General features: G+C 62.9%; 23 protein-coding genes and 2 tRNA genes. 9 read left to right on the forward strand and 16 right to left on the reverse strand.

From position 1 onward, the window contains the following. Window positions 1–6: 6 nt before the first annotated feature. The gene (gene msrA, locus CR152_RS28850; RefSeq protein ID WP_099880744.1) at window positions 7–519 is read right to left on the reverse strand and encodes a peptide-methionine (S)-S-oxide reductase MsrA; all 513 of its coding nucleotides are present in this window, start codon (window positions 517–519) and stop codon (window positions 7–9) included. A 188-nt stretch (window positions 520–707) separates the two neighbouring features. Between msrA and CR152_RS28855 the strand changes: the two genes are divergently transcribed. Next, on the forward strand, window positions 708–1,550 hold the full coding sequence (locus CR152_RS28855; RefSeq protein WP_157778807.1) for a hypothetical protein: 843 nt from the start codon (window positions 708–710) through the stop codon (window positions 1,548–1,550). 60 nt (window positions 1,551–1,610) lie between these two features. On the opposite strand, the gene CR152_RS28860 is transcribed toward CR152_RS28855, so the two are convergent. Then, entirely contained in the window at window positions 1,611–2,099 is a 489-nt protein-coding gene (locus tag CR152_RS28860; protein WP_099880749.1) for a hypothetical protein, read from the reverse strand. Between the two features lie 245 nt (window positions 2,100–2,344). Between CR152_RS28860 and CR152_RS28865 the strand changes: the two genes are divergently transcribed. Then, entirely contained in the window at window positions 2,345–3,160 is an 816-nt protein-coding gene (locus CR152_RS28865) for a hypothetical protein (protein ID WP_099880751.1), read from the forward strand. Between the two features lie 33 nt (window positions 3,161–3,193). On the opposite strand, the gene CR152_RS28870 is transcribed toward CR152_RS28865, so the two are convergent. The 5 genes from CR152_RS28870 to serS form a co-directional block, all read right to left on the reverse strand. Beyond that, complete coding sequence (locus CR152_RS28870; RefSeq protein WP_099880753.1) at window positions 3,194–3,802, reverse strand: hypothetical protein; 609 nt, start codon at window positions 3,800–3,802, stop codon at window positions 3,194–3,196. Window positions 3,803–3,944: 142 nt separating this feature from the next. Continuing rightward, window positions 3,945–4,550, reverse strand: a complete 606-nt coding sequence (locus tag CR152_RS28875) for a hypothetical protein (RefSeq protein WP_157778808.1) — start codon at window positions 4,548–4,550, stop codon at window positions 3,945–3,947. A gap of 294 nt (window positions 4,551–4,844) precedes the next feature. Beyond that, window positions 4,845–4,935 (reverse strand) — tRNA-Ser (locus CR152_RS28880). A gap of 52 nt (window positions 4,936–4,987) precedes the next feature. Continuing rightward, window positions 4,988–5,077 (reverse strand) — tRNA-Ser (locus tag CR152_RS28885). Window positions 5,078–5,141: 64 nt separating this feature from the next. Then, window positions 5,142–6,431 carry a serine--tRNA ligase gene (gene serS / locus CR152_RS28890; protein ID WP_099880757.1) on the reverse strand — a complete coding sequence of 430 codons (1,290 nt, stop codon included), beginning with the start codon at window positions 6,429–6,431 and terminating at the stop codon, window positions 5,142–5,144. Here serS and CR152_RS33405 point away from each other — a divergent pair. Continuing rightward, the gene (locus tag CR152_RS33405) at window positions 6,421–6,636 is read left to right on the forward strand and encodes a hypothetical protein (RefSeq protein ID WP_157778809.1); all 216 of its coding nucleotides are present in this window, start codon (window positions 6,421–6,423) and stop codon (window positions 6,634–6,636) included. The genes serS and CR152_RS33405 overlap by 11 nt on opposite strands. A gap of 91 nt (window positions 6,637–6,727) precedes the next feature. On the opposite strand, the gene CR152_RS28895 is transcribed toward CR152_RS33405, so the two are convergent. The 7 genes from CR152_RS28895 to CR152_RS28925 all read right to left on the reverse strand — a co-directional run bounded on the left by CR152_RS28895 (window position 6,728) and on the right by CR152_RS28925 (window position 13,740). Next, the gene (locus tag CR152_RS28895) at window positions 6,728–7,432 is read right to left on the reverse strand and encodes a DUF3053 family protein (protein ID WP_157778810.1); all 705 of its coding nucleotides are present in this window, start codon (window positions 7,430–7,432) and stop codon (window positions 6,728–6,730) included. Between the two features lie 151 nt (window positions 7,433–7,583). Beyond that, window positions 7,584–7,784 carry a hypothetical protein gene (locus CR152_RS28900; RefSeq protein WP_099880760.1) on the reverse strand — a complete coding sequence of 67 codons (201 nt, stop codon included), beginning with the start codon at window positions 7,782–7,784 and terminating at the stop codon, window positions 7,584–7,586. A gap of 251 nt (window positions 7,785–8,035) precedes the next feature. After that, window positions 8,036–9,337, reverse strand: coding sequence for a replication-associated recombination protein A (locus tag CR152_RS28905; RefSeq protein ID WP_099880762.1), 1,302 nt, complete (start codon window positions 9,335–9,337; stop codon window positions 8,036–8,038). Between the two features lie 130 nt (window positions 9,338–9,467). Beyond that, entirely contained in the window at window positions 9,468–9,857 is a 390-nt protein-coding gene (locus CR152_RS28910; RefSeq protein ID WP_099880764.1) for a DUF6463 family protein, read from the reverse strand. A 59-nt stretch (window positions 9,858–9,916) separates the two neighbouring features. Continuing rightward, window positions 9,917–10,549: an energy transducer TonB gene (locus CR152_RS28915; protein ID WP_099880765.1), complete on the reverse strand. Its 633-nt coding sequence runs from the start codon at window positions 10,547–10,549 to the stop codon at window positions 9,917–9,919. A 104-nt stretch (window positions 10,550–10,653) separates the two neighbouring features. Next, the gene (gene lolA, locus CR152_RS28920) at window positions 10,654–11,286 is read right to left on the reverse strand and encodes an outer membrane lipoprotein chaperone LolA (RefSeq protein ID WP_099880767.1); all 633 of its coding nucleotides are present in this window, start codon (window positions 11,284–11,286) and stop codon (window positions 10,654–10,656) included. 96 nt (window positions 11,287–11,382) lie between these two features. After that, window positions 11,383–13,740 carry a DNA translocase FtsK gene (locus CR152_RS28925; protein WP_099880769.1) on the reverse strand — a complete coding sequence of 786 codons (2,358 nt, stop codon included), beginning with the start codon at window positions 13,738–13,740 and terminating at the stop codon, window positions 11,383–11,385. A gap of 205 nt (window positions 13,741–13,945) precedes the next feature. Here CR152_RS28925 and trxB point away from each other — a divergent pair, with 205 nt between their 5' ends. From trxB to CR152_RS28940, 3 genes are all read left to right on the forward strand, one after another. Then, on the forward strand, window positions 13,946–14,902 hold the full coding sequence (gene trxB / locus CR152_RS28930; protein WP_099880771.1) for a thioredoxin-disulfide reductase: 957 nt from the start codon (window positions 13,946–13,948) through the stop codon (window positions 14,900–14,902). Window positions 14,903–14,923: 21 nt separating this feature from the next. Next, window positions 14,924–15,589, forward strand: coding sequence for a Smr/MutS family protein (locus CR152_RS28935; RefSeq protein ID WP_099880773.1), 666 nt, complete (start codon window positions 14,924–14,926; stop codon window positions 15,587–15,589). A gap of 98 nt (window positions 15,590–15,687) precedes the next feature. After that, window positions 15,688–16,296 carry a trimeric intracellular cation channel family protein gene (locus CR152_RS28940; RefSeq protein ID WP_099880775.1) on the forward strand — a complete coding sequence of 203 codons (609 nt, stop codon included), beginning with the start codon at window positions 15,688–15,690 and terminating at the stop codon, window positions 16,294–16,296. A 223-nt stretch (window positions 16,297–16,519) separates the two neighbouring features. On the opposite strand, the gene CR152_RS28945 is transcribed toward CR152_RS28940, so the two are convergent. Together CR152_RS28945 and CR152_RS28950 are read right to left on the reverse strand one after the other, a co-directional pair. After that, the gene (locus CR152_RS28945) at window positions 16,520–16,858 is read right to left on the reverse strand and encodes a P-II family nitrogen regulator (protein ID WP_054263304.1); all 339 of its coding nucleotides are present in this window, start codon (window positions 16,856–16,858) and stop codon (window positions 16,520–16,522) included. A gap of 82 nt (window positions 16,859–16,940) precedes the next feature. Then, on the reverse strand, window positions 16,941–19,010 hold the full coding sequence (locus CR152_RS28950; protein WP_099880776.1) for an NAD(+) synthase: 2,070 nt from the start codon (window positions 19,008–19,010) through the stop codon (window positions 16,941–16,943). Window positions 19,011–19,157: 147 nt separating this feature from the next. Here CR152_RS28950 and CR152_RS28955 point away from each other — a divergent pair, with 147 nt between their 5' ends. The 3 genes from CR152_RS28955 to CR152_RS28965 all read left to right on the forward strand — a co-directional run bounded on the left by CR152_RS28955 (window position 19,158) and on the right by CR152_RS28965 (window position 23,744). After that, complete coding sequence (locus CR152_RS28955) at window positions 19,158–20,297, forward strand: GNAT family N-acetyltransferase (protein ID WP_099880778.1); 1,140 nt, start codon at window positions 19,158–19,160, stop codon at window positions 20,295–20,297. Beyond that, entirely contained in the window at window positions 20,294–20,677 is a 384-nt protein-coding gene (locus tag CR152_RS28960) for a VOC family protein (RefSeq protein WP_099880780.1), read from the forward strand. The genes CR152_RS28955 and CR152_RS28960 overlap by 4 nt, the downstream gene beginning before the upstream one ends. 202 nt (window positions 20,678–20,879) lie before the next feature. Then, window positions 20,880–23,744: a hypothetical protein gene (locus tag CR152_RS28965; protein WP_099880781.1), complete on the forward strand. Its 2,865-nt coding sequence runs from the start codon at window positions 20,880–20,882 to the stop codon at window positions 23,742–23,744. The last annotated feature ends 102 nt before the right edge of the window (window positions 23,745–23,846 follow it).

Raw genomic sequence — 23,846 nt, forward strand, 5'->3', positions numbered from 1 at the left:
CGAGGCTCAGGCGACGTTCTGGTCGCGCCGCGGCAGGCGCCAGTCCTTGCGGATGAAGTGGCAGGTGTAGCCGGACGGATTGCGCACCAGATAGTCCTGATGCTCAGGTTCGGCTTCCCAGAACGGCCCCGCCGGCGCCAGCTCGGTGACCACTGTCCCGGGCCACATGCCGGAGGCATCGACGTCGGCGATGGTGTCGAGCGCGGTCGCCTTCTGCGCGTCGCTGGTGAAGAAAATGGCCGAGCGATAACTCATGCCGGTATCGTTGCCCTGGCGATTGACCGTGGACGGGTCGTGGATCTGGAAGAAAAATTCCAGCAACTGGCGGTAACTCATCACGTCAGGGTCGAACACGATCTCGATCGCTTCCGCGTGCGTTCCGTGGTTGCGGTAGGTGGCGTTGGGCACGTCGCCGCCCGAGTAACCGACGCGGGTGGACGTCACGCCGGGCATTTTGCGGATCAAGTCTTGCATGCCCCAAAAACATCCGCCGGCCAGGATTGCTTGTTCTGATTTCATGTGTGCCTCTCGTTGTCACCGCTTTGCGGCATCAGGAATAGATGGGACGCGACCGGGTAATTGCAATAGAGCGGAGGAAAACGACCGGCCGATCAATTGCCCGGCTTGGTAAAATCGGGATTGGCATCATCAATATGCAGCATCAGGTCGCTACACGGGCCATCAGAGATGGACAACGAGAACGGACGATGACACAACAACCAGAACAAACCAACCCGGCACTGGCCGCCCCTGCGCCGGATGCAGATGCCCTGGGGGCACTCATCGGGAGCTACGACAAAGGCTTTCCACAAGCGTCCACATTGTGGTTCATGGCCGCGCTATTGTTCGCTTTCGGCATATTCGTCTTCTGGCGCAGCGCGCAAAACCTTCCCGACACGACACCCGACGGCGTTGTGTACATACTGTACGCGATCGGGGTTATCGCCTTGGCCTTGGGCGTTGCCTTGGGCTGTTTCATCCGTCGCCTGGTGGCGGAGCAACCGGCATATGATGTGTTCGAGCATGGCATCCGTACGTGCAATCGCTACGGGGAACAGACCGCCCTGTATAGCGACATCGAGGATATGTTTTCCCACAATAATCGCGCCATGGCCTTCCGCATATCGCCGCGAACCCCGTGGATTTTTCTCGGCTATTCCCCGGACCAGTTGGCCGTTTTAAGCGAACTGCACGACCGGCACAGGGCCCAGCGCGCCAAGACCTTGTTTCAACAAGCAATGGACGGCAAAACGGTGCTGTTCCGCTATTTCCAGAATACGAGCTGGCGGGCGAAAAACATGCTGATGAATTTCCCGACGTCCGAGCTAACACTGAACAAGCGGCAGCTGACAATCGGAGACAAGAGCATCGACCTCGACCGCATCGACCATATTGACATCAGTGCCTGGACGTTGAAAAAAACGTTCCTTCACAAGGATGGGAGCATTTTTCATACCATGCCGATGAATGCTGTTCTGTCATTCGATGTGCTGTATCTTCTCCTCATGACGCTTCAGGCAGTCCAACCGCCGCAGCCCGCGCCACAATGACCCGCCCATCGCGCACGCTCTCGCCGGGCTGTGGCGGACGCGTTCCAGTGCATGTTCGCCTTACTCCACCGCATGGCCAGATGATGCCGGTGGCGGATCCGATTCCGGAAAGGCGGGGCCCGGCGGCTCGCCCATGATGAACATTCCGGTCGTTGGAGCGCCGGCGGTATCGTTTGAACCGGGCGGCGCATCGCCAGCGGTACAGCCGACAGCGGACAAGGCGAGCACCGCAGCGCCGGCAATGCCGGGCAGTTTGCGCCACGCCTGCCGCACCGCAGCGCGCGGGCTGTCGCTGCAATCGCTGGTCATGACGGTACCATCCTGGCGCTGGTAGAACCGCACACACAGGTCGCCGTTATGGTTTTCCGCCAGCAGCGCCGCCGCTTCCGTCGCGGGCATGGCGGACAGGTTGAATACGTTCTTGTTGCAGTCCTTGCAGTGACGAACGCGATCATTGCCCGTCATCTTGTCCCATGACGCCGTACAGGGCGATGCGATCTCGATACGGTGCAGGGTTATCGGCTGGTCCTGCGTGCGCGATGGTTTCATGGTGAAATCCGTTTCTTTTCAATGGATCATAAGGCCCGACTGGACATATTCTTATCGGCTGCTTATTGAAACGGCCTACCCGCGCAAACAGGGTCAAACATGCCGCAAAAATTCGCCTGTTCCGGGCATACAGCGCTTATCGCGCTCGTGCCGTACAGTTTGCTAGAATCGGATGATTGTTTTTTCAACGTTGTACCGTTGGGCCCGAGGCAAGGCACATTCATGACCGATGATGAAAGCGAGCGATGACACAAGCCGAACAATCACGAAACGCGCAGGCGCTGGGTCCACTAATCGCCACCTATGGCAAAAGCCGTTCATTCCTGTTCGTTGGCTGGTTCATGGCGGCGCTGTTCGCCGGGGTCGGAATCTTTGTGCTGTGGCTTACCACCCGCATTGGCCCCCATTTCCGTTTCAGCGGCGATGTGTCGCTGCTGTACACGGTCGGATTTGGCGCTCTGGCGCTGGGCGCGGCGATTGCATTCTTTATCTGGCGGCTGGCCGCGTCGCAGCCAGTTTTCCAGTTGTTCGACAACGGCATCCGCGCGAGCGGGCCCGATGGCGAAAACGTGACCCTGTACCGCGATCTGGAAGACCTGTACACCTTCTTTTATGGCGGCATCGGCTATCGCGCCACTTCGAATGCGCCGTGGACGTTTATCGGCAGCCGCATCCACAAGTTCGGCGAATTGAGCGAACGCTTGCGCAGCCTGCAGGTGGCGCACCGGGGCGAGGTGTTGCACCAGCAGCTGCAGGCCGGAAAGCCCGTGGTCTTCCGCTATCTTGAGGACAGCGTGGCCCAATCGAAAAGCATGGTCGCTTCGCGCAATATGAACTTTCCCACCTTTGAAATGACCTTGACCGCGCACCAGTTGCAGATCGGACAGAAAAGCATCGGCATCGACCGCATCGCCGATATTAAAACCAATTTGTGGACGGAGACATCGAGCATCATGGATGGCGATGGCAAGGTGTTTCACAAAATTCACCCGAGCTCGATTCTGTCCTTCGACCTGCTGCGCGCACTGATTGCGCGACAGCAGAAATCCATCCAGTATTGATCAGCAGCCGGGTACAGGCAGTCCGCTCGCAGCTTATCGCGTGGGCGGGTTCGCGCCCTTGGCCGCTTGCTTGAGCGGCTCCCGTGGCGGCGCGACGTTGCCCATCCAAGCCGCCGACTTGGTTTTCTTTTCTGGCTGGCCAGTTTGGCCGCTTGGCAGCGCCGGCTTCGTGGCGTCGGACACGCCCTGCATGCTTGGCCGAGGCGGGGTACCCATCATTACCATCGTGCGCGCAGGCGTCACCTTCGGTACCGGGGCATCCACCTTGGCGTCGGGCACAGCGTCGCCCGCGGAGCTGCCTGCGGCGGACAATGCAAGCACGGCCGCACCAGCCATGTGAGGCAGCTTGCGCCACGCCTGGCGGACGGCCGCGCGCGGGCTGTCGCCGCGATCGCTGGTCATGACCGTGCCGTCCTGGCGTCGGTAAAACCTGACGCACAGCTCGCCGTGATGGTTTTCCGCCAGCAGCGCAGCGGCGTCCGCTTGCGGCATGGCCGACAGATTGAACACGTTCTTGTTACAGTCCTTGCAGTGGCGGACGCGATCGTCACCTGCCATCTTGTCCCATGATGCGGTACAGGGGGAAGCGATGTCGACGCGCTGCAGTGCGATCGTCTGCTTGCGGGGGCTGGATTGCTCCATGTTGAGATCCGTTTCTGATGATTGAGGAATCCGACTGGACAGATCGGCAACGGCCGATCGACGGCTTGCGTGGCCATGTGCGTCCGACGGCTTGTTTTTCTAATGTAGAGCTTGAAAATGGGCGTCTTGGCCGCCTGGCCGATTAACGCGTACACATGCCTTTACTATCCACCAGTACAGACGGCATTGAATGTCCTGCTGCCGGCTTTCCGATCAGGCGCTGTATCTCAGCATTTTTTTCACACTGCCGCGCGCCCTGGACGGACGATATGGTTGGCGCAACGACGGCCGGAGCCGGGGCGGTCGCGGGCGGCGCGCCCATCAGAACTGTCACGGGTGGTTCAGGGTTGACCGTTGCGCCGGCAGACACTGCCGGTACGGGCTGGGAGTCGTTTGTGGAACAGCCGGCTGCGGACAAGGCGAGCACCGCAGCGCCAGCCATGGCCGGCAGTCCGCGCCATGGCTGGCGCGCTGTGGGGCGGGCACTGTCGCCGCAATCGCTGGAGACGACGCTGCCGTCCTGGCGCTTATCCATCCGCACACACAGATCCCCATTGAGGTTCTCCGCGATGAGCGCGGCCCCTTCCGCGGCAGGCATGGCGGAGAGATTGAAGACGTTCTTGTTGCAGTCCTTGCAGTGACGGACCCGGTGATCGCCCGTCATGTCCTCCCATGAGGCGGTACAGGGCACGGGAATGTCGATACGGTGCAATGTAATTGGCTGGTGCTGCGCGCGTGGTGGTTTCATGGCGGAATCCGTTTCGTTCAATGCGTCAAAGGTCCGGATGGACAGTTCTACATCGGTACAGAGTGAAACGGGGGCGTCAGGCAAACGGGGTTAATCTTCTCAAGAATATTTTTCCTGTCTCAGCGAGAAATCGCTATATCGGCAGCCGAAGTACAAGGAATATGGCAACAGGCCCCTCGGCGCAGTCGATGCGCCAGGCGGGTTCCACGGTTCTGCGGACAGAAAACCCCGCACGCAAATGAAAAAAGCCCTCGTTGCCGAGGGCTTTTTCAACAAGCTAAGTGCTTGATTTTATGGCGGAAAGGGTGAGATTCGAACTCACGGTACACCATAGATGTACACTGGATTTCGAGTCCAGCGCATTCGACCACTCTGCCACCTTTCCTGGTCTTGCTTCAAAAAAAATCCCCAAATAGCGGGGATTTTTTCTTTATTCATGGCGGAGAGGGTGGGATTCGAACCCACGGATGGGTCGCCCCATCGCTTGATTTCGAGTCAAGTACATTCGACCACTCTGCCACCTCTCCTTTCTCACATTCCTGCGAGAAGGCAAGATTATAGCACCCCGAAAAAAAAAGGCAAAGACTATTTTCAGGGTGTCAAATGGGTCAGCCCGCCCATATACGGAAGCAGCACGTCCGGAATCGCCACGCTGCCATCGGCCTGCTGATAGTTCTCCAGTACCGCCACCAAGGTGCGTCCCACCGCCAGGCCGGAACCGTTGAGCGTGTGCAGCAGTTCCGGCTTGCCGGCCGCGTTGCGGAAGCGCGCTTGCATGCGGCGCGCCTGGAAGGCCTCGCAGTTCGACAGCGACGAAATCTCGCGGTACGTGTTCTGCGCCGGCAGCCACACTTCCAGGTCGTACGTCTTGGTCGCGCTAAAACCCATGTCGCCGGTGCACAGCGACATCACGCGGTACGGCAGGCCAAGCCCCTTCAGGATGGCTTCGGCGTGGCCGACCATCTCTTCCAGCACGTCGTACGAGGTGTCCGGATGCACCACCTGCACCAACTCCACCTTGTCGAACTGATGCTGGCGAATCATGCCGCGCGTGTCGCGCCCGTAGCTGCCCGCTTCCGAACGGAAGCACGGCGTGTGGGCCGTCATCTTGATCGGCAGCTGATCGAGGGCCACGATCTCGTCGCGCACGATGTTGGTCAGCGATACTTCCGACGTCGGGATCAGGTAGAAGGTCTCGCCCTCGCCTTCCGCGCCACCTTTTTTCACCGAAAACAGATCGGCTTCAAACTTGGGCAACTGGCCGGTGCCGCGCAGCGAATCGGCGTTGACCATGTACGGCGTGTAGCATTCGGTGTAGCCATGCTCGCCCGTGTGGGTGTTGAGCATGTACTGGGCCAGGGCGCGGTGCAGGCGCGCGATGCCGCCCTTCATTACCGAGAAGCGCGAGCCGGTCAGCTTGGTGGCGACGTCGAAATCGAGCCCCAGCGCACTGCCCACGTCCACATGGTCGCGCACCTCAAAGTCGAACGCGGGCGGTGTGCCCACCTTGCGCACTTCGACATTGCCGCTTTCATCCGCTCCAACCGGCACGCCGGCGTGCGGCAGGTTCGGCACCGCTTCCATGAACGCGGCCAGTTTCGCCTGCACGTCGCCCAGCGACGTTTCGTTGGCCTTGAGCTCGTCACCCAGGCCGGCGACGTCCGCCATCACGGCCGACGTATCTTCGCCCTTGCCCTTGAGCATGCCGATCTGCTTCGACAGCGAGTTACGCTTGCTTTGCAGGTCTTCGGTACGCGTTTGAATCGCCTTGCGTTCGGCTTCGAGGGCGTTAAAGGCGGCCACGTCGAGCTGGAACTTGCGCGTCGCGAGGCGGGCCGCGACGTTGTCGATATCTTTACGGAGAAGTTGAATGTCTATCATTATCGGTAGTGCCGCTATGTGGAAGGACAGGAAGGATCCGTTGCCGAATCGCTTTTCCCTGGGAACCGTGCGGGCGGATGCCGCCGCGCACGAATCAAGCAAAATAAAAGCTTCGTTACGAAGCCGGTGTCACAACGCGCTAACCAAGGCGATGCACTTGATGAGGCAGCCAGGCGGCAAGCCAAGCCTGCACAACGCGCACTGATCCTGTTGTTCAATGCGCAGTTTAACCGATTCCCTGCACAATGGCACCTTGTCGGGCCTGCATGCGCCCGCCGTGCGGCGGGCAATCGGCATTACCGTCCGGAGATCATGCTGGCCAGCTTGCGCTGTGCCCGCGCTACCTCGGCGTTCTTGGCGCTGAGCTCTTTCATGAGCACATTGGCATCATCGAGGACTTTCTGATCGTCGATCTGGGCCATGATCGCGGAGAACTTGATTTGGTCTTTGTGAGCATCGAGAAAATCGGCCAATTTTTCGGCACTGGTCAGCATGCCCTCCATCACCACGAGAAATTCCTTGAAGTTGTTTCCCGGATCGCTGACCGTACGGGCATACGCCTTGTCGTAGACCGGTTTCAAGTCGTCCGGCTGCTTGAGCGCGGTGCGCCTGGTGGCGGCCGCCGCCTGTTCGGCGTCAATCACCGCACGCAGTTGCGCACTGGTCTTGCGCAAGGCGACCACGTCGGCCCGGCGCGCCATCAGATCGGGCATGGTGTTCGGCATGTTCTTGACCATCATATCGCGCAGGGGTTGCTGGACCTTCGCATCCATCGATTTGTTGTAGTCGGTAATCACAGCATAATGCTTGCTGTAATCGCCGAACGACTTTTCTACTTTGGGGGTCAGGCTGGGTACATGGACCCCGGGCTTATCGACAATGCGCGTTTGCAGGAACGCGATGAACGCCGCACGCTCCTTGGGCTCGGCACTGCAGCCGGCGATGCCCAGGGCTAGAACGCCGCCCACGGCCCACATCAGGGCGCGTTGTGAAAAGCTCATGACTGTTTGCATGAATAACTCCTCTATGATCAGTGCCTGATCATAGTGCAAACATGCAAAATTGGCAGCAACAAACTATGCTTTCTCTGCCAGAAGCGTGCTGTGGAGTAACTAACAGGCACGCTGCGGTGCGGGGAGGCCCGCCCCGGACTTACTGTTGTGCGGCTTTTTCGGCGGCGGTGAGGCGCTTGGCGCTGACCACGACGACGGTCACATTGCTGTCGGCGACGGCGGCGGCACGGGCTGGCGCGGCACTTGCGCGCACCGGTACGTCGGCGGTGGCGTAGGCGGCAAAGGTGACCATGACGGTGGCTGCAAGGAAAACGGCTTCGAGGTTTTTGCGGACTTTCATGTTCTTCTCCAGTGGGTGAGGCGAGTTGGTATGGTGTTACTTTACCCATTCGCCCCCTGCCCTTCCACCGGATTGCGATGAAGCGCCGGAAAGCCGGGACAGGACGCATTAGATCGCGACGGCCTGTTATCCGCATGCAAGCGCGCCCGCCGTTGCAGGCGAACCCACCACAGCAGCGGCTTTCCCGCACCGCCGATAGCCCTCGAAGCCAGCCCTGGCGGCGCCTCCAGCACGTGCGCCGCGCGCGCTGTTCAGTTGCCAGCGTCCTCGTCGAGCCCGCGCAGCCAGGCCAGCTTCTCGGCGATCTTGGCTTCGATCCCGCGCGGCACCGGCTCGTACCAGCGTGGCTCGACCATGCCGTCCGGCAGATAGGTTTCGCCGGCCGCATACGCGTTCGGCTCGTCATGCGCGTAGCGGTACTCGTGGCCGTAGCCGAGTTCCTTCATCAGCTTGGTCGGGGCGTTGCGCAGGTGCACCGGCACCTCGCGCGACTTGTCCTTCTTGACGAACGCCACGGCACGGTTGTACGCGTTGTAGCCGGCATTGCTCTTGGCCGCGATGGCCAGGTAGATGACCGCCTGCCCCAGCGCCAGTTCGCCTTCCGGCGAGCCGAGCCGTTCGTAGGTGGCGGCGGCATCGTTGGCGATCTGGATCGCGCGCGGGTCGGCAATGCCGATATCTTCCCACGCCATGCGCACGATGCGGCGCAGCAGGTATTGCGGATCGGCGCCGCCGTCGAGCATGCGGCACAGCCAGTACAGCGCCGCGTCCGGGTGCGATCCGCGCACCGATTTATGCAGTGCCGAAATCTGGTCGTAGAAATTGTCCCCGCCCTTGTCGAAACGGCGCGAATTGAGGGTCAGCGCATTGTCGACGAATTCGCCGGTGATGTGCGTGAGGCTAGATGTTTCGGCCGAGGTCTTGGTCTGTTCGAGCAGGTTGAGAAAGCGGCGCGCATCGCCATCGGCATAACCGATCAGCGTGGCGATGGCGACCTCGTCGAACGTCAGGTGGCCGAGCACCTTCTCCTGGGCGCGCTTGAGCAGTTGCAGCAGCTCGGCGTCGGTCAGCGCCTTGAGCACATATACCTGCGAGCGCGACAGCAGCGCCGAATTGACCTCGAACGAGGGATTTTCAGTGGTCGCGCCGATCAGGGTCACCAGGCCCGACTCGACGAACGGCAGCAAGGCATCCTGCTGCGACTTGTTAAAGCGGTGAATCTCGTCGATGAACAGGATCGTGTGCTTGCCCGTTGCCAGGTGATGCTCGGCCTGTTCGATGGCGGCGCGGATATCCTTCACGCCCGACAAAACGGCCGACAAGGCGATGAATTCGCAGCCGAAGGCGTTCGCCGTCAGGCGCGCCAGGGTCGTCTTGCCGACCCCGGGCGGGCCCCACAGGATCATCGAATGCGGTTTGCCCGATTTGAATACGAGGCGCAGGGGCTTGCCCTCGCCCAGCAAATGGCTCTGGCCGATGACCTCGTCAATCGTTGCCGGACGCAGCGCTTCGGCGAGGGGCGCGGCAGGTTCGGTCTTGAACAAATCGTCCATGCGAAGTCTTCATTGATAGGAAGCGCGTAGTCTAGCGCATGGCGCGAATCGGCGTTCAAGATAAGACCCGCGCAGTGCGCAACAGTTCCCGCACAACGCGAAATTACCGCACGACGCTCTATGCAACTTCTCAAGCAGCGCCGACGCCATGCACGGCGCCTGCGTTCGCCTGCACGCCGCTCTTGCGCATCAAGATGGCTATCGCTGGCGGAAACACCAGCCAGAAGCCCGAGTCCGGCATCAGCACCACACCCAGCACGGCCATCCCGATCAAGCCCCAGCCGATCGACTTGGGCAGTGCGACGCCGGCTTTCTCGAGCGCATGCACCGGGATCGCAAACAAGGCCAGCAGAATGCCGAACAGGAAGAACCAGGTAGTCGCGCCCTCGGTCATGCTCTTGGCTGAATTAAACAAGCCCTTGTCCAGCATCGACAGCATGACCGGCCCCATGACAACGAAAGCAAACACGGTGTGAAGAAATGCAACCCCTAGCAACCAACGGCTGATCCAATGTTTCATGAAGCCCTCCCGATGACGCGGCCCCGGCGGGACCGACGCACGATCATATACCTGGGAAATCAATATTGCCAGATATGCATGTCCGATTTATTCGGCGGGGGGGGAGTTGCCAGCAGCACGCGTCCATACACGGCATCGGTCTTCGGTCCCGGAGCGTTGGCGGCGACGAAACGGCAGGTTTGCACGTAGTGCCTGATGTGTTCTGCCAGCGCGGTATCGGTGACGCGCCCTTCGAGGCGGATGTTAAACGGCTCGCCCCGGCCATTGGTGAGGAAGCGCACCAGCACGCCGTCGCGCGCGGTCGGCGTCCTGTCGAGCGGCACGAAGCTACTGAACAGCGGCGATGCCGCACAGCTGCCGGGATGGAGTTGCGGGCGCGCCGACGGTCCGCCGGCCGTTGCCCACACGTAGTCGACCGACCGCACCGCGCTCTCGCGCGGCCGGGCGGGATCGGCCTTCAGCTTACATGCCTGCAAAGTGCGCGCTGCGGCGGCATCGAGGATCGGCCAGCCGCTGCTCTTGCGCACCTTCACATCGGCGATGCGCCACTCCCTGATCCGGTAGGCGAGCACGGTCGTGCCCTCCAGATCGTAGCGCCTGGCCTCGGGAGGCCAGTCGGGCCGGGTGCAGGCCGACGGCAGCCGGTCGGCCGTGGCAGACGGCGCCCTGGTCTGCGCCAGAGCGGGAGCCAAGGCTAGAGCCTAGGCTGGAGCCATCGTGGTGCCAGTAAAAAACGTTACAGCCAGTACAGTACCGATTGTTCGACGATTCAAGTGTGCTCCACGAGGAAGAGGGATCAGTTATTGACGACGTCGGCGCCTTTCGGAATGACGAATTTGAACTGGGTCGCCGTCAATGGCGGGTTTTTCTCGAACTTCTTGAACGCGAGCACCGAAGTCTGGCCGAAGGCATCACGCAGCTCCATCGCTTCCGGCGTGCCGTTGCGCAGGCCGATGCTGATCTGCTCGAACTGTGAATCCTTGCCCTTGGGCAAGGCGTTGAGCCACTCCAGGCCGTCGCGCGTGCCCGCTTCGCTCAGGGTGAAATTCTTTTCCAGGTCGTTGCTGCCGAACAGGATGGCGGCGGGCGAGGAACCGAGCGCGTCGCCCAGCTTCCTGGTCGTGACCTGGTTCAGGTCCTTGTCGTAGATATACAGCTGCTCGCCATCGGCCTGCAGCAGTTGCTCGTACGGCTTCACGTAGGTCCAGATGAACTTGCCCGGACGGGCGAACACGAAGGTGCCCGACGATGGCGCCGCCACCTTGCCCGCATCGGCCTTCTTGACCTGGCGCTGGGTGAACTCGCCGCGCGCAGCCTTGGTGCCGGAGACGAAGGTTTTGAATTGATCGAGGGCGGTAGCGTGGGCCATGCCGGCGCAGGCCAGGCTCAGTGCCAGCACGGCGGTCGTTTTAGTCAGTAGAAATCGCATGTATATCCTTTATGTGGGCCGCGTGGGCAATGTGATGCCCGGGAACCGGTCCATCCTGTAACGGATGAGCAGGGAACCCGGTGCACACGCGACGGTTTATTCTGCGCTGGCAGCCGGCACCAGGATGTCGCGGTTGCCGTTCGATTGCATCGGCGACACAACCCCGCTGTTTTCCATCTGTTCCAGCAAGCGCGCGGCGCGGTTGTAGCCGATGCGCAAGTGACGCTGCACCAGCGAGATCGAGGCGCGCCGGTTCTTGAGCACCACCTGCACCGCCTGGTCGTACATCGGATCGGCTTCGCCGCCGGCATCGCCCGCCGCGCCGCCTTCCGCGCCGCCGCCCTCGCCTTCGAGCGTGCCGCCTTCGAGGATGCCTTCAATATAGTTCGGCTCGCCCGACAGCTTGAGGTGGGCGACCACCCGGTGTACTTCCTCATCGGAAACAAACGCACCGTGTACCCGCACCGGCAAACCGGTACCGGGCGGCATGTACAGCATGTCGCCCATGCCCAGCAGCGCTTCCGCGCCCATCTGGTCGAGAATGGTGCGCGAGTCGATCTTGGACGACACCTGGAACGCGATCCGGGTCGGAATATTCGCCTTGATCAGGCCGGTGATGACGTCCACCGACGGCCGCTGGGTCGCAAGGATCAGGTGCAAGCCGGCCGCGCGCGCCTTTTGCGCGATACGGGCGATCAATTCCTCGACCTTTTTGCCGACGACCATCATCAGGTCGGCCAGCTCGTCGATGATGATGACGATGGTCGGCAGTTTTTCCAGCGGCTCCGGCGAATCGGGCGTGATGCTGAACGGATTCGGAATATGTTCTTCGCGCTTGGCCGCCTCGGCGATCTTGGCGTTGTAGCCAGCCAGGTTACGCACGCCGAGCTTGCTCATCAGCTTGTAGCGGCGCTCCATCTCGTTGACCGCCCAGTTCAGCGCGTGCCCCGCCTGGCGCATGTCGGTCACGACCGGCGCCAGCAAGTGCGGAATGCCTTCGTACACCGACATTTCCAGCATCTTCGGATCGATCAGGATCATGCGCACATCGGCCGGGTCGGACTTGTAGAGCAGCGACAGGATGGTGGCGTTGATGCCCACCGATTTCCCCGAACCGGTGGTACCGGCCACCAGCAAGTGCGGCATCTTGGCCAGGTCGGCGATGACGGCCTTGCCGGCGATATCCTTGCCCAGCGCCACAGTCAGCTGCGACGCGCTGTCGTTGTAGATCTTGGAACCGACGATTTCGGTCAGGCGCACGATCTGGCGCTTAGGATTAGGCAACTCCAGCGCCATGAAATTCTTGCCGGGAATAGTTTCCACGACCCGGATCGAGGTCAGCGACAGCGAACGCGCCAGGTCGCGCGCCAAGCCGACAATCTGGCTGCCCTTGACGCCCGTGGCCGGTTCGATTTCGTAGCGCGTTACCACCGGGCCCGGGTACGCCGCCACCACCTTGGCATCGACCCCGAAGTCCGACAATTTCTTTTCGATCAGGCGGCTGGTGAATTCCAGCGTTTCCACCGACACCGTTTCCTGCACCTCGGGCGCGTCGTCCAGCAGGGACAGCGGCGGCAGCGACGAGTCGCCCGGCAGGTCGCGGAACAGCGGCGCCTGCTTTTCCTTCTGCACGCGCTCGGACTTGACCACCTCCATTACCTGCGGCTCGATCTTGACCGGCGGCGACGCCACATGCTTTTCCACATGCTTGGCGCGCTCGTGCACCACCACTTCATCGCGTTTCACGGCCGCCACTTCGCCCTGCTTGCGGTCCTCGCGGTCCTGGTAGCGCAGGCGGAACCAGTCGATGGCGTTTTCGATGGCGCCGCCGATGCGCTCGGCCACGCCCAGCCACGACACATGGAAAAACAGGCTGAAACCGAGTCCGAACAGCAGCAACAGCAGCAAGGTGGCGCCGGTGAACCCGAACGCCGAATGGGCCGCATGGCCGATCAGCTGGCCAAGCACCCCGCCAGGCGCGCGCGGCAACTGCACCGAGAGCGACCACATGCGCAAATATTCCAGGCCCAGGCTGCCGACGAACAGCACCGCAAAGCCGAGCCAGCGGATGGCCGCTTCCTGCTGGTGCTCGGGATCTTCTTCCGTTTCCAGCACAAACTTTTGATTGAGCGAGCGATAGCCCTTCCACAGCATGCGCAGGAAACAGACGCACCACCACCAGGCCGAAAAGCCGAAAATGAACAGCAGCAAATCGGCCAGGTAAGCGCCCGCGCGCCCGCCCAGGTTGCTCACCTGCGATACCTGCACCTCGTGCGACCAGCCGGGATCGCCCTTGTTGTAGCTGAGCAATATCATCACGAAATACAGGAACATCACGCCCAGCGCGATCCAGCGCGCCTCGGACAGCAGGCGCACCACGCGGTTCGGCAGCGGTTGCCGCATGACGGGCTTTCGGGTGTAACTGGCGTTGGAAGGTTGGCTTGTCTTAGTCATTCTTTGTTACTTGCAGTGCTGCCGTGTGTTTACCGATGTTGGCGATGCGCCCATTCTAAGCCATCCGGCGTGCATCGGCCCCATGATTCATGCTAGGGCGCATCATGGACTATAATCGAGGGTGCGCAATTGAATTTCCGCGCTCTTGATCTGTCCCCAATCGACCCCAGTTTCTCTTCATACACATTTCGATTAAAGCCGCCCCATGACCACTACCAAACACGCCAAAGTTCTGATTCTCGGCTCCGGCCCAGCCGGCTACAGCGCGGCCGTTTACGCTGCGCGCGCCAACCTGCAGCCGATGCTCGTCACCGGCGTGGAGCAAGGCGGCCAGCTGATGACCACGACCGACGTCGAAAACTGGCCGGGCGACCCGATGGGCGTACAAGGCCCGGACCTCATGCAGCGCCTGCTGGAACACGCCAAGCGTTTTAACACCGAAATCGTGTTTGACCACATTCACACGACAAAGCTCAATGAAAAACCGATGCGTTTGATCGGCGACAGCCATGAGTACACCTGCGACGCCCTGATCATCGCCACCGGCGCCTCGGCCATGTACCTGGGCCTGCCGTCCGAAACGGCGTTCATGGGCCGCGGCGTCTCGGCCTGCGCCACCTGCGACGGTTTCTTCTACCGCAACCAGGAAGTCGCGGTCGTCGGCGGCGGCAACACCGCGGTCGAAGAAGCGCTGTACCTGTCGAACATCGCCAACAAGGTCACGATCATCCACCGCCGCGACAAATTCCGCGCCGAACCGATCCTGATCGACCGCCTGAATGCCAAGGCGGCCGAAGGCAAGATTGTCATCAAGTACAACCACACCCTGGAAGAAGTGGTCGGCAACGACAGCGGCGTGACCGGCGTGCACATCAAGTCGACCGTCGACGGCGCCATCACCCCGATTTCCGTGCACGGCCTGTTCGTGGCGATCGGCCACAAGCCGAACACCAGCATCTTCGAAGGCCAGCTCGACATGCACAACGGCTACATCAAGACCCGTACCGGCCTCGAAGGCATGGCCACCGCGACCAACATCCCGGGCGTGTTCGCCGCCGGCGACGTGCAGGATCACATCTACCGCCAGGCCATCACCAGCTCCGGCACCGGTTGCATGGCGGCGCTCGATGCCCAGCGCTACCTGGAAAGCCTGAACGACTAATATAGGTAAATAAGTAAAGCGATGCCGATGAAAGACTTTTCCGATCTGAAATCCCTGCGCGAACAGCTCAAGGGCCAGGACGAAGCGCGCGCCCGCGAAAAAGCCGAGCGCGAAGAACGTGAACGGGTGGCCGCGCAAGAGGCCAACCTGTTCAAGAGCGCCATCGGCGGCGTGCGCAAGATGCCCGAATCGAACCGCTTCGTGCCCAACGCCCCGCCCGGCATCAACGTCAAGATCAAGCCGGCCAAGGTGTTTCGCAACCAGGCCGAGGACGACGCGGCGGTGCTGCGCGAGTCGCTCTCGGACCAGTTCGAGGTCGATCACCTGCTCGAGGACGACCCCAGCCTGAGTTTTTCGCGCGCCGGGATCGGCACGGACGTGGTGCGCAAGCTGCGCAAGGGGCACTGGCCGGTCCAGGACGAGCTCGACCTGCACGGCTTGCGCCGCGATGGCGCGCGCGATGCCATCGGCGAATTCCTGCACAATGCCGGCAAGCGCAAGCTGCGCTGCGTGTGCGTGATCCACGGCAAGGGCCTCGGATCGGCCGGCGGCGAACCGGTGCTGCGCTCGATGGTGCACAGCTGGCTCGAGCAGAAGGATGAAGTGATTGCCTTCTGCGCCGCCAATGTGGACGGGCGCAGCCATGGCGCCCTGATCGTCCTGCTCAAATCGGCCATCGGCACCTGAATCACGCGCCCGGTATTTCCCCGGGCGCACTCCTTACACTGTCCATCATGCCAAGCGCATGTTAGGCTAGCAATATTCGCCACAGTACAGTGCACCGCATGACCCTCATTACGCTCATCGAAATCATGGCGATCCTGGTTGGCGCCTTTTCCGGCTTCATCGAAGCGCGCCGCAAGCGCATGGATCTGGTCGGCGTCTTCACGGTGGCCTTCATTACCGCCTTCGGCGGCGGCACCCTGCGCGACATCCTGCTCGACCGGCGTCCGCTGTTCTGGGTCACGCACCAGGAATACGCCATTCTCATCTTCGTGCTGGCCCTGATGGCCGCGCCGCTGATCCGCACCCTGCGCCAGATCGTGTCGGAGCGCCTGATCGTGGTAGCCGACGCGGTGGGATTGGGATTGTTCTCGATTGCCGGCGTGGCATCGGCGCTGGAAGCGCACATGCCGATTTTCATCGCCTCGATGATGGGGGTGATCACCGGAATTTTTGGCGGGGTACTGCGCGACATCGTCTGCAACGAAGTGCCGATGGTCTTCCGTGACGGCAAGCCCTACGCGATCTGCGCGTTCATTGGCAGCTGGATGTTCCTGCTGATGAAGAAATTCGGCGCCGATCCCGACCTGGCGCTGTGGTCGAGCGCCACGGTCATCAGCGGCCTGCGCCTGCTCACGTGGAAATTCGACATGCGCATGGGCCGCTCATAAAGTTTCCTGACCGGGGACAAACCTCGATGCATCAAAGTTCAGAACTCGATGCGTTATATTCAAAACCGTCGCCCCCGCGCCAAGGCGGCTCTCGGCGGGGGCCCAAGTTCCCCGCTCAGCTGTAGGCTACGGACCGAACTTGCCCCCCGCCGAGAGCCGCCTTGGCGCGGGGGCGACGGCTCATAGGTTAACGCTACGGATTTGCCTCGTTACAGCGAACTTCTTAAACTGCTTCCGGACCCGTCTCGCCGGTGCGGATACGGATCACTTGCTCCACATCCTGCACGAAAATCTTGCCGTCGCCGATCTTGCCGGTACGGGCGGCCTTGATGATGGCGTCCACCACCTGGTCCGCCATGCTGTCGTCCACCACCACTTCAATCTTGACCTTCGGCAGGAAATCGACCACGTACTCGGCACCGCGGTACAGCTCGGTATGGCCCTTCTGGCGGCCGAAACCCTTGACCTCGGTGACCGTCAGCCCCGTCACATTGACGTCGGCCAGCGCTTCGCGCACTTCGTCCAGCTTGAACGGTTTGATGACACAGGTAATTTGTTTCATGGCTACTCCTAAATAGTTGCTCGTCACGCGATGGAATTGCTGTTGCCGCTATTCTAAACGAGCGGCCGCACCCCAGGCCGGGCTATTTCCCGGCTTCATCCGGAATCCTGTCCAGATCGGCCTGCCACACGACCGCCTCGGCGTCGCTCGGCGCACGCCAGTCGCCGCGCGGCGAGAGCGATCCGCCATTGCCGACCTTCGGCCCGTTCGGCACGCACGAGCGCTTGAACTGGCTGATCTTGAAGAAGCGGTACACGAACGTGGCCAGGTGTTTCTTAATATCGGCCAGCATATACTGGTTGCGGCTGGCATGGACCGCGTCCGGCCAAGCGCCCTGCTCGCGGTCCTTCCACGCCGACCACGCCAGGAACGCCACCTTCGACGGCGCAAAGCCATAGCGCAGGATGTAATACAGATTGAAATCCTGCAGCTCGTACGGTCCGATCGAACTTTCCGTGCTCTGCGCCGGCTTGTCTTCCCCGGCCTTGCCCGGCACCAGCTCTGGGCTGATTTCGGTCGCCAGCACCTGCAGCAGCACGTCCGAGCCGCTCGTGCCGATCACGCCCGACTCGGCCACCCAGCGCACCAGATGACTGATCAGGGTCTTGGGCACGCTGGCGTTGACGTTGTAGTGCGACATATGGTCGCCCACGCCGTACGTGCACCAGCCCAGCGCCAGCTCGCTCAGGTCGCCCGTGCCGATCACGATCCCGTTGTGGAAGTTCGCCAGCCGGAACAGATGGCTGGTGCGCTCGCCCGCCTGCACGTTCTCGAACGTGATGTCGTAGGTTTCCTGCCCTTCCGCGTACGGATGGCCCAGGTCCTCGAGCATCTGGATGCAGCTCGGACGGATGTCGATTTCGTGCGCTTCGCAGCCCACCGCTTCCATCAGCGCGCGCGCCTGGCGCAAGGTACGCTCGCTGGTCGCAAAACCCGGCATGGTGTACGCCAGGATATTCGTGCGCGGCAGCTTCAGGCGGTCCATCGCCTTGGCGCACACCAGCAGCGCGTGGGTCGAATCGAGCCCGCCCGAGACGCCGATGATCACCTTCTTCATGCCGCTTTGCGACAGCCGCTGCACCAGCGCCTGCACCTGGATGTGATAGACCTCGGTGCAGCGCTCGTCGCGCCGCTGCGGGTCCGACGGCACGTACGGAAAGCGCTCGACCGCGCGCCCCAAGGCCAGCGTTTTGCCGCCGCCGGGCGCGCCCGGCAAGGCAAAGCGCACCACGCGGAACGCCGCCACCTGCTGCGCATGGTGCCGCACCTGCTGCGCAAACGTGGTCGTATGCATGCGCTCGCGCGACAAGCGTTCCAGGTCGACGTCGCCATAAATGATGTGCGAGTCGTCCTGGAAGCGCTCGGCCTCGGCCAGCAGGTCGCCTTTTTCGTAGATCAGGGTCTGGCCATCCCACGCCATGTCGGTCGACGATTCGCCACGCCCGGCCGAGGTGTACAGATACGCCGCCAGGCAGCGCGCCGACTGCTGCGACACCAGCTGGTGCCGGTAGCCGCTCTTGCCCACCAAGACGTTCGACGCCGACAGGTTGACCAGCACCGTGGCCCCGGCCAGCGCCGCAAACGACGACGGCGGAATCGGCACCCACACATCCTCGCAGATCTCCACATGAAAGCGCAGCAGCGCCACGCCCTCGACCTCGAACAGCAGGCCGGCGCCGAACGGCACGCTTTGCCCGAGCAGGTCGACCTGGCTGCATGGCGCGCTGTCGGCGGCGCTGAACTGGCGCGCTTCGTAAAATTCGCCGTAGTTCGGCAGGTAGCTTTTCGGGACCACGCCGAGGATCTTCCCGCCCGCGAGCACTACCCCGCAGTTGAACAGCTGATGCCCGACCCGCAGCGGCAGGCCGACCACCAGCGCCAGCGGCAGCTGCGCGGTCGCATCCATCACCGTGCGCAAGCCCGCTTCGCAGGCGTCCAGCAGCGCGGCCTGATGAAACAGGTCGTCGCAGCTGTAGGCCGACAGTCCCAACTCGGGAAAGGCCACCAGCGCCGCGCCCTGCTGCGCCGCCGCTTCGGCCAGCGCGATGGTCTGGGCCGCGTTGAAGACGGGATCGGCGATCTTGCAGCGTGGCGTGGCCACCGCGACCCGGGCGAAACCGTGCGAATAGAGGTTAAAGAAGTCGTTCTGCATGCAGTGTCTTTCGTAGGGTGGCGGCGCGCGCGGCGCGGCGTCCGAACGCCTTGCGCCTCCTTACGCTAATGTGCGTAGAATGCAATGGACCGGCCTGCATCAGCCAGCGTCGCCCGCCAAAATAATGGAATAGCCGATTCGACAAGAATGAATTATCGCACGCAAATCGTATCCTCTCTGAGCGAGATCGGACAACCCGCCTGGGACGCCCTGGCATCCTCCCAGGCCGAGACCAATCCCTTCCTCTCCTTCGCTTTTCTCGACGCCCTGCATGAATCAGGCAGCGCTTGCCCTGATACCGGCTGGCAGCCGCAATTCCTGGTCCTGTACGACGGCGCCGAACTGGCCGCCGCCATGCCGCTGTACGTCAAGATGCACTCCTACGGCGAGTACGTGTTCGACTGGGCCTGGGCCGACGCCTACCAGCGCAACGGCGTCGATTACTATCCCAAGCTGCTCTCGGCGATTCCCTTCACGCCGGTGACCGGGCCGCGCCTGCTGGCGCGCGACACCGCCGCGCGCGCCGCGCTCCTGGCCGCGCTGGTGTCGACCCAGAAGGCATCCGACGTCTCCTCGACCCACATCCTGTACCCGCCCGAAGACCAGGTAAAGCAGCTGGAGGAGGCCGGCTTCATGCTGCGCAGCGGCGTGCAGTTCCACTGGCTGAACGCCGGCTACCGCGATTTCGACGAGTTCCTCGCCACGCTGGAGCAAAAGAAGCGCAAGAACATCCGCGCGGAGCGGCGCAAGGTGCGCGAGGCCGGCGTGATGCTGCGCCGCGTGCGCGGAGCCGCAGCGACGGACGCCGACTGGCGCCTGTTCAACCGCTGCTACCAGCGCACCTACGCGGCGCACCGTTCCTCGCCCTACCTGAACCTGGATTTTTTCCAGCGCATCGGGCGCACCATGCCGGACAATATCCTGCTGGTGATCGCCGAGCGCGAAGGTGAACCAATCGCCGCCTCGCTGGTGATCCACAGCGCCGACACCCTGTTCGGGCGCTACTGGGGCGAACTCGAACACGTGCCCTGCCTGCACTTCGAAACAGCCTACTACCAGCCGCTCGAATTTTGCATCGAGCACAAGATCGCCGTGTTCGAGGGCGGCGCCCAGGGCGAACACAAAATGGCGCGCGGCTTCCTGCCGACCCGCACCTGGTCGGCGCACTGGCTGGCCCACCCCGCGTTTTCGGACGCCATCGAGCGCTTCCTGGAGCGCGAAAGCGGCGGCATCGACGACTACATCGATGAACTGAACGAGCGCAATCCTTTCAAGGAACCCGCATGATTTCGCATGTCTTCATCGGCGTCACCGACTTCGCGCCCGCCTTCGGCTTCTATGCGGCCCTGATGCCGGAACTGGGCCTGGCGCTCAAGTTCAGCGATCCGGCCAAGCCGTGGGCCGGCTGGATGAAGCCGGGCAGCCCGCGCCCGCTGTTCCTGATCGGCCATCCCTTCGCCGGCCAGCATGCCGCCGGCAACGGCCAGATGACCGCCCTGCTGGCGCCCTCGCGCGCCGCGGTCGAGCGCGCCCACGCCACCGCCCTCGCCCACGGCGCCACCTGCGAAGGCGCGCCCGGCCTGCGGCCCGAGTATCACGCCACCTACTACGGCGCCTACTTCCGCGATCTGGACGGCAACAAACTGTGCGTCTGCTGCCACGAGTAAGCGGCGCGGAAACCGGCGGCGGCCGTCAATATGCCGGTCGAAACCTTGTTCCAGCCGGAACCAGATAATCCACAACACTTGCGTCGCGACATTCCAATCAGGCGCCTCATTGAGGCAGGTCGGTTTTATCACTGACGCAGGCTGAACTCCGGCGCGCCATCCGGCCCATGATGACCTTCCAACCTCATCACCGGGAGATATCATGACGCAAGCTACCGCCAATGCAGAGGAACTGTTTCGCTTCGCCACCGCCCGGGCACCCAACCCGACACCGGCGCCAGCGGGACTCCTCGAACTGCCGGACGAATCGAACGTCGCGGCGTGGATCGCCTCCGCCGCCAATCAGGATTTCACAGCACAACTCGAGACCCTGACCGCACGCTGGTCCGCGCTGGTCAAGCGCACGCCGGAAGCCATCGACGCCGACCTCAACGCAGCGCGCCAGGGCCAGCTGACCCTGGCCGCCGACACCCTGTTCCCGATCGCCCAGAGCGCACCGGCCGAGGTCACCCCCTTGCAGAACGACCTCTGGCAGTTCCACCTGCAAGGCATCGCCTCCGGCAAAGCCAGCACCGCCCAGTTGCAGCGCGCCCAGCAGTTGCTGGGCCAGGTCACCCTGCTGCAAAAACTGGTGGCCGGCGACCAGAACGCGCTTTCGAGCGCATCGGTGCAGGCCGCGCTCGCGCCCGCGCTCAAACTGCCGGCCGCGTTCGAGGAACAGATGCGCCTGCGCCGCGAACAGCAACATGCCCAGCAAACCGTCGCCGGCGACAACGCCGCCGAGGAAGAAGATGCCATCCTGCGCGACCTGCTCAAGCAGATCGATACCCTGGTCCTGCTCGAAAAACGCCTGATTGCGGCGCTCGACCAGATCGCCGGCGGCGGCGCGCACACGCCCGGCATGCCAGGCACCGGCAGCCCGTCGGAACTGCAAAAAGTATTCCGCATTCAGCCCGCCGCCGACATCGACGCGCAGTTCCGCGCCGACAACGCGAACCTGATCCAGGAGCTGGCCGACGCCAATGTGCCCACCGCCACGCTGGGCGCCTACGAGCTGCTCGACGACGTGCGGCGGCGCATTTCGAACGGCGTCGCCATTGCCGCCGGCACGCCCGCCACGGGTCCGGAAGCGGCAGCCGTGCTGGCCGCCAGTCCGGAACTGGGCCAGCTTCTGCCCACCGCGCCGGTCTCGAAACCGGCCCCCGCGCCAGGCATGAAGTTCGGCATCCGTCCCGTTGGCGTGGCCGACCTGCGCGTGGTGCGCCAGGTACTGGTGGGCTACGAAAAAGGTGAGCTGGCCAATATCCACAACGTCCTGCAAGGCGAAGAGCACGAGCACTTCCGCTCGCGCCTGAGCCGCGCCGACGAAAGCCAGGGCAGTTTCAACGACGGCGACGCCGAATTCTCGCAGGAAGAGACGGGCTTCAACCGCTTCGAACTGGGCCAGTCGGCTTTCCAGACCGCGCGCAACCAGCAGGACCGCAACGCCAGCATCAACCTGACCACCAACTATGGCGCCGTCAATGCCCAGGCATCGACCTTCATGAACAACTCGCGCGGCGGCGACCAATCGCGCGGCAACGATGTGCGCCAGTCGCGCGATCTGGTCGACCGCGCCGTGACGCTGGTGCGCGAACGGGTCGGGCGCCAGCGTTTCCTTACCCGCAGCGCCGAGGTATACCAAAGCGATATGGTGCGCCACTGCGCACCGGCAGCCAATGTGCGCGCCCAGTACCGCTGGGTCGACAAGGTGTATCAGGCGCAGGTGTTCACCTACGGCGCGCGCGCCATGTACGAGGTCATGGTGCCGGCGCCGGCGGCCATGTTCCGCCACCTGCTGGCCCGGCAGCCCGGCTTCGGCGGACATGCCGGTCCGGCCCCGATCAAGCCCACCCTGCGCCCGGCCGAGATCACCGACGCCAGCTGGCTGGCGATCGCCGACCGCTTCGACGTGACCCTGCCGCCGCCACCGACGGCCGCCATCACCGAATACGCCAGCCTGACCTACCCCTCGGGTAGTGGCGCAACACCCGCCGTCAGCGGCGTGTTCAATTCACCCGTGGCGCTGGAACAGGGCTACGCGGCGACGGCGGCCGGCGTGTCGATGGCCTGGTACGGGGTCGAGAACCAGTCCGGCATCACCGCCAGCATCGGCACCCGGCTGTTTTCGAGCAGCCCGGCAGGCAGCACGCCGATCGCGGCCCAGACCATCGGCACCAACAGCGGCGCGGTCAGCTACAACGCCAGCGGCTGGGGCCAGCTGGACCAGTTCACGGTCAATTTCTACTTGGTCTGGACCCGCACCAAGGTGGCGGTCGAGAAGTGGCAGCTGACGTGCCACCAGATCATCATGGACCAGTACGAAAGCGACCTGAAACAGCAGCACGCCCGGCTGGCCGCGGCGCGCGCCGACGAAAAAGGTCCCTACGCTGCGCTGGGCGAAGAACAGATGCGCACCATCGAACGCACCGAGCTCAAACGCGCGGTGCTGGAAATCGTGCGCAGCGGCAGCGGCCGGGCCGCGCCGGCCTCGCCCATCATCCAGGGCGCAATACCGGCCATCGCGCCGGAGCGGCTGGAGCAGGCGGCGCGCGAAGTGCGCTTCTTCGAGTACGCCTTCGAGTGGGATCAGCTGACCTACAGCTTCTTCCCGTATTTCTGGAGCGAGGGGTCGCAGCAATGGGCCGCTTCCCGGTTCGAGCAGCAGGGCGACAGCGTGTTCACGGCTTTCCTCAACGCCGGCTTTGCGTCGGTGATCCTGCCGGTGCGCAGCGGGTATGAAGATGCCGCCGCGCTGTACCTGCAGACCGGGATCGTGTCCGACATCGCGGTGGTGCCGGCCGACCAGGTGCTCGCCGACCTGAATCGCGAAGTCCAGCTGGTCAACCGCACCACGCCGATGGAAGGAACGCCGGAAGGCGCGGCATGGGCCTACCGCGTGCCAACCACGCTGATGGTGCTCGATGACGGTACCGACATCGCGTTCCCGAAGCTGGCGGTGCCTGCGGGCCAGGAAGAAACCATCCTGATTCCACCGCTGGTGATCGACGGGAAGCCGGAGGACTAAAACCACTGGCGCTGCCTAGCAGCGTTAGCCAGTAGACCGTCGTTCCCGCGCCAAGGCGGCACTCGGCGGGAACCCAAGTTTTCTGTGTAGCCCGCGAGTGCG

The organism is Massilia violaceinigra (genome assembly GCF_002752675.1).
GTDB lineage: Bacteria > Pseudomonadota > Gammaproteobacteria > Burkholderiales > Burkholderiaceae_D > Telluria_A > Telluria_A violaceinigra.

What these genes read in the sequence shown, in the direction of transcription:
- msrA (WP_099880744.1), bottom strand. Translation starts at nt 519, where the DNA reads ATGAAATCAGAACAAGCAATCCTGGCCGGCGGATGTTTTTGGGGCATG.
- CR152_RS28855 (WP_157778807.1), top strand. Translation starts at nt 708, where the DNA reads ATGACACAACAACCAGAACAAACCAACCCGGCACTGGCCGCCCCTGCG.
- CR152_RS28860 (WP_099880749.1), bottom strand. Translation starts at nt 2,099, where the DNA reads ATGAAACCATCGCGCACGCAGGACCAGCCGATAACCCTGCACCGTATC.
- CR152_RS28865 (WP_099880751.1), top strand. Translation starts at nt 2,345, where the DNA reads ATGACACAAGCCGAACAATCACGAAACGCGCAGGCGCTGGGTCCACTA.
- CR152_RS28870 (WP_099880753.1), bottom strand. Translation starts at nt 3,802, where the DNA reads ATGGAGCAATCCAGCCCCCGCAAGCAGACGATCGCACTGCAGCGCGTC.
- CR152_RS28875 (WP_157778808.1), bottom strand. Translation starts at nt 4,550, where the DNA reads ATGAAACCACCACGCGCGCAGCACCAGCCAATTACATTGCACCGTATC.
- CR152_RS33405 (WP_157778809.1), top strand. Translation starts at nt 6,421, where the DNA reads ATGTCTATCATTATCGGTAGTGCCGCTATGTGGAAGGACAGGAAGGAT.
- serS (WP_099880757.1), bottom strand. Translation starts at nt 6,431, where the DNA reads ATGATAGACATTCAACTTCTCCGTAAAGATATCGACAACGTCGCGGCC.
- CR152_RS28895 (WP_157778810.1), bottom strand. Translation starts at nt 7,432, where the DNA reads ATGAGCTTTTCACAACGCGCCCTGATGTGGGCCGTGGGCGGCGTTCTA.
- CR152_RS28900 (WP_099880760.1), bottom strand. Translation starts at nt 7,784, where the DNA reads ATGAAAGTCCGCAAAAACCTCGAAGCCGTTTTCCTTGCAGCCACCGTC.
- CR152_RS28905 (WP_099880762.1), bottom strand. Translation starts at nt 9,337, where the DNA reads ATGGACGATTTGTTCAAGACCGAACCTGCCGCGCCCCTCGCCGAAGCG.
- CR152_RS28910 (WP_099880764.1), bottom strand. Translation starts at nt 9,857, where the DNA reads ATGAAACATTGGATCAGCCGTTGGTTGCTAGGGGTTGCATTTCTTCAC.
- lolA (WP_099880767.1), bottom strand. Translation starts at nt 11,286, where the DNA reads ATGCGATTTCTACTGACTAAAACGACCGCCGTGCTGGCACTGAGCCTG.
- CR152_RS28925 (WP_099880769.1), bottom strand. Translation starts at nt 13,740, where the DNA reads ATGACTAAGACAAGCCAACCTTCCAACGCCAGTTACACCCGAAAGCCC.
- trxB (WP_099880771.1), top strand. Translation starts at nt 13,946, where the DNA reads ATGACCACTACCAAACACGCCAAAGTTCTGATTCTCGGCTCCGGCCCA.
- CR152_RS28935 (WP_099880773.1), top strand. Translation starts at nt 14,924, where the DNA reads ATGCCGATGAAAGACTTTTCCGATCTGAAATCCCTGCGCGAACAGCTC.
- CR152_RS28940 (WP_099880775.1), top strand. Translation starts at nt 15,688, where the DNA reads ATGACCCTCATTACGCTCATCGAAATCATGGCGATCCTGGTTGGCGCC.
- CR152_RS28945 (WP_054263304.1), bottom strand. Translation starts at nt 16,858, where the DNA reads ATGAAACAAATTACCTGTGTCATCAAACCGTTCAAGCTGGACGAAGTG.
- CR152_RS28950 (WP_099880776.1), bottom strand. Translation starts at nt 19,010, where the DNA reads ATGCAGAACGACTTCTTTAACCTCTATTCGCACGGTTTCGCCCGGGTC.
- CR152_RS28955 (WP_099880778.1), top strand. Translation starts at nt 19,158, where the DNA reads ATGAATTATCGCACGCAAATCGTATCCTCTCTGAGCGAGATCGGACAA.
- CR152_RS28960 (WP_099880780.1), top strand. Translation starts at nt 20,294, where the DNA reads ATGATTTCGCATGTCTTCATCGGCGTCACCGACTTCGCGCCCGCCTTC.
- CR152_RS28965 (WP_099880781.1), top strand. Translation starts at nt 20,880, where the DNA reads ATGACGCAAGCTACCGCCAATGCAGAGGAACTGTTTCGCTTCGCCACC.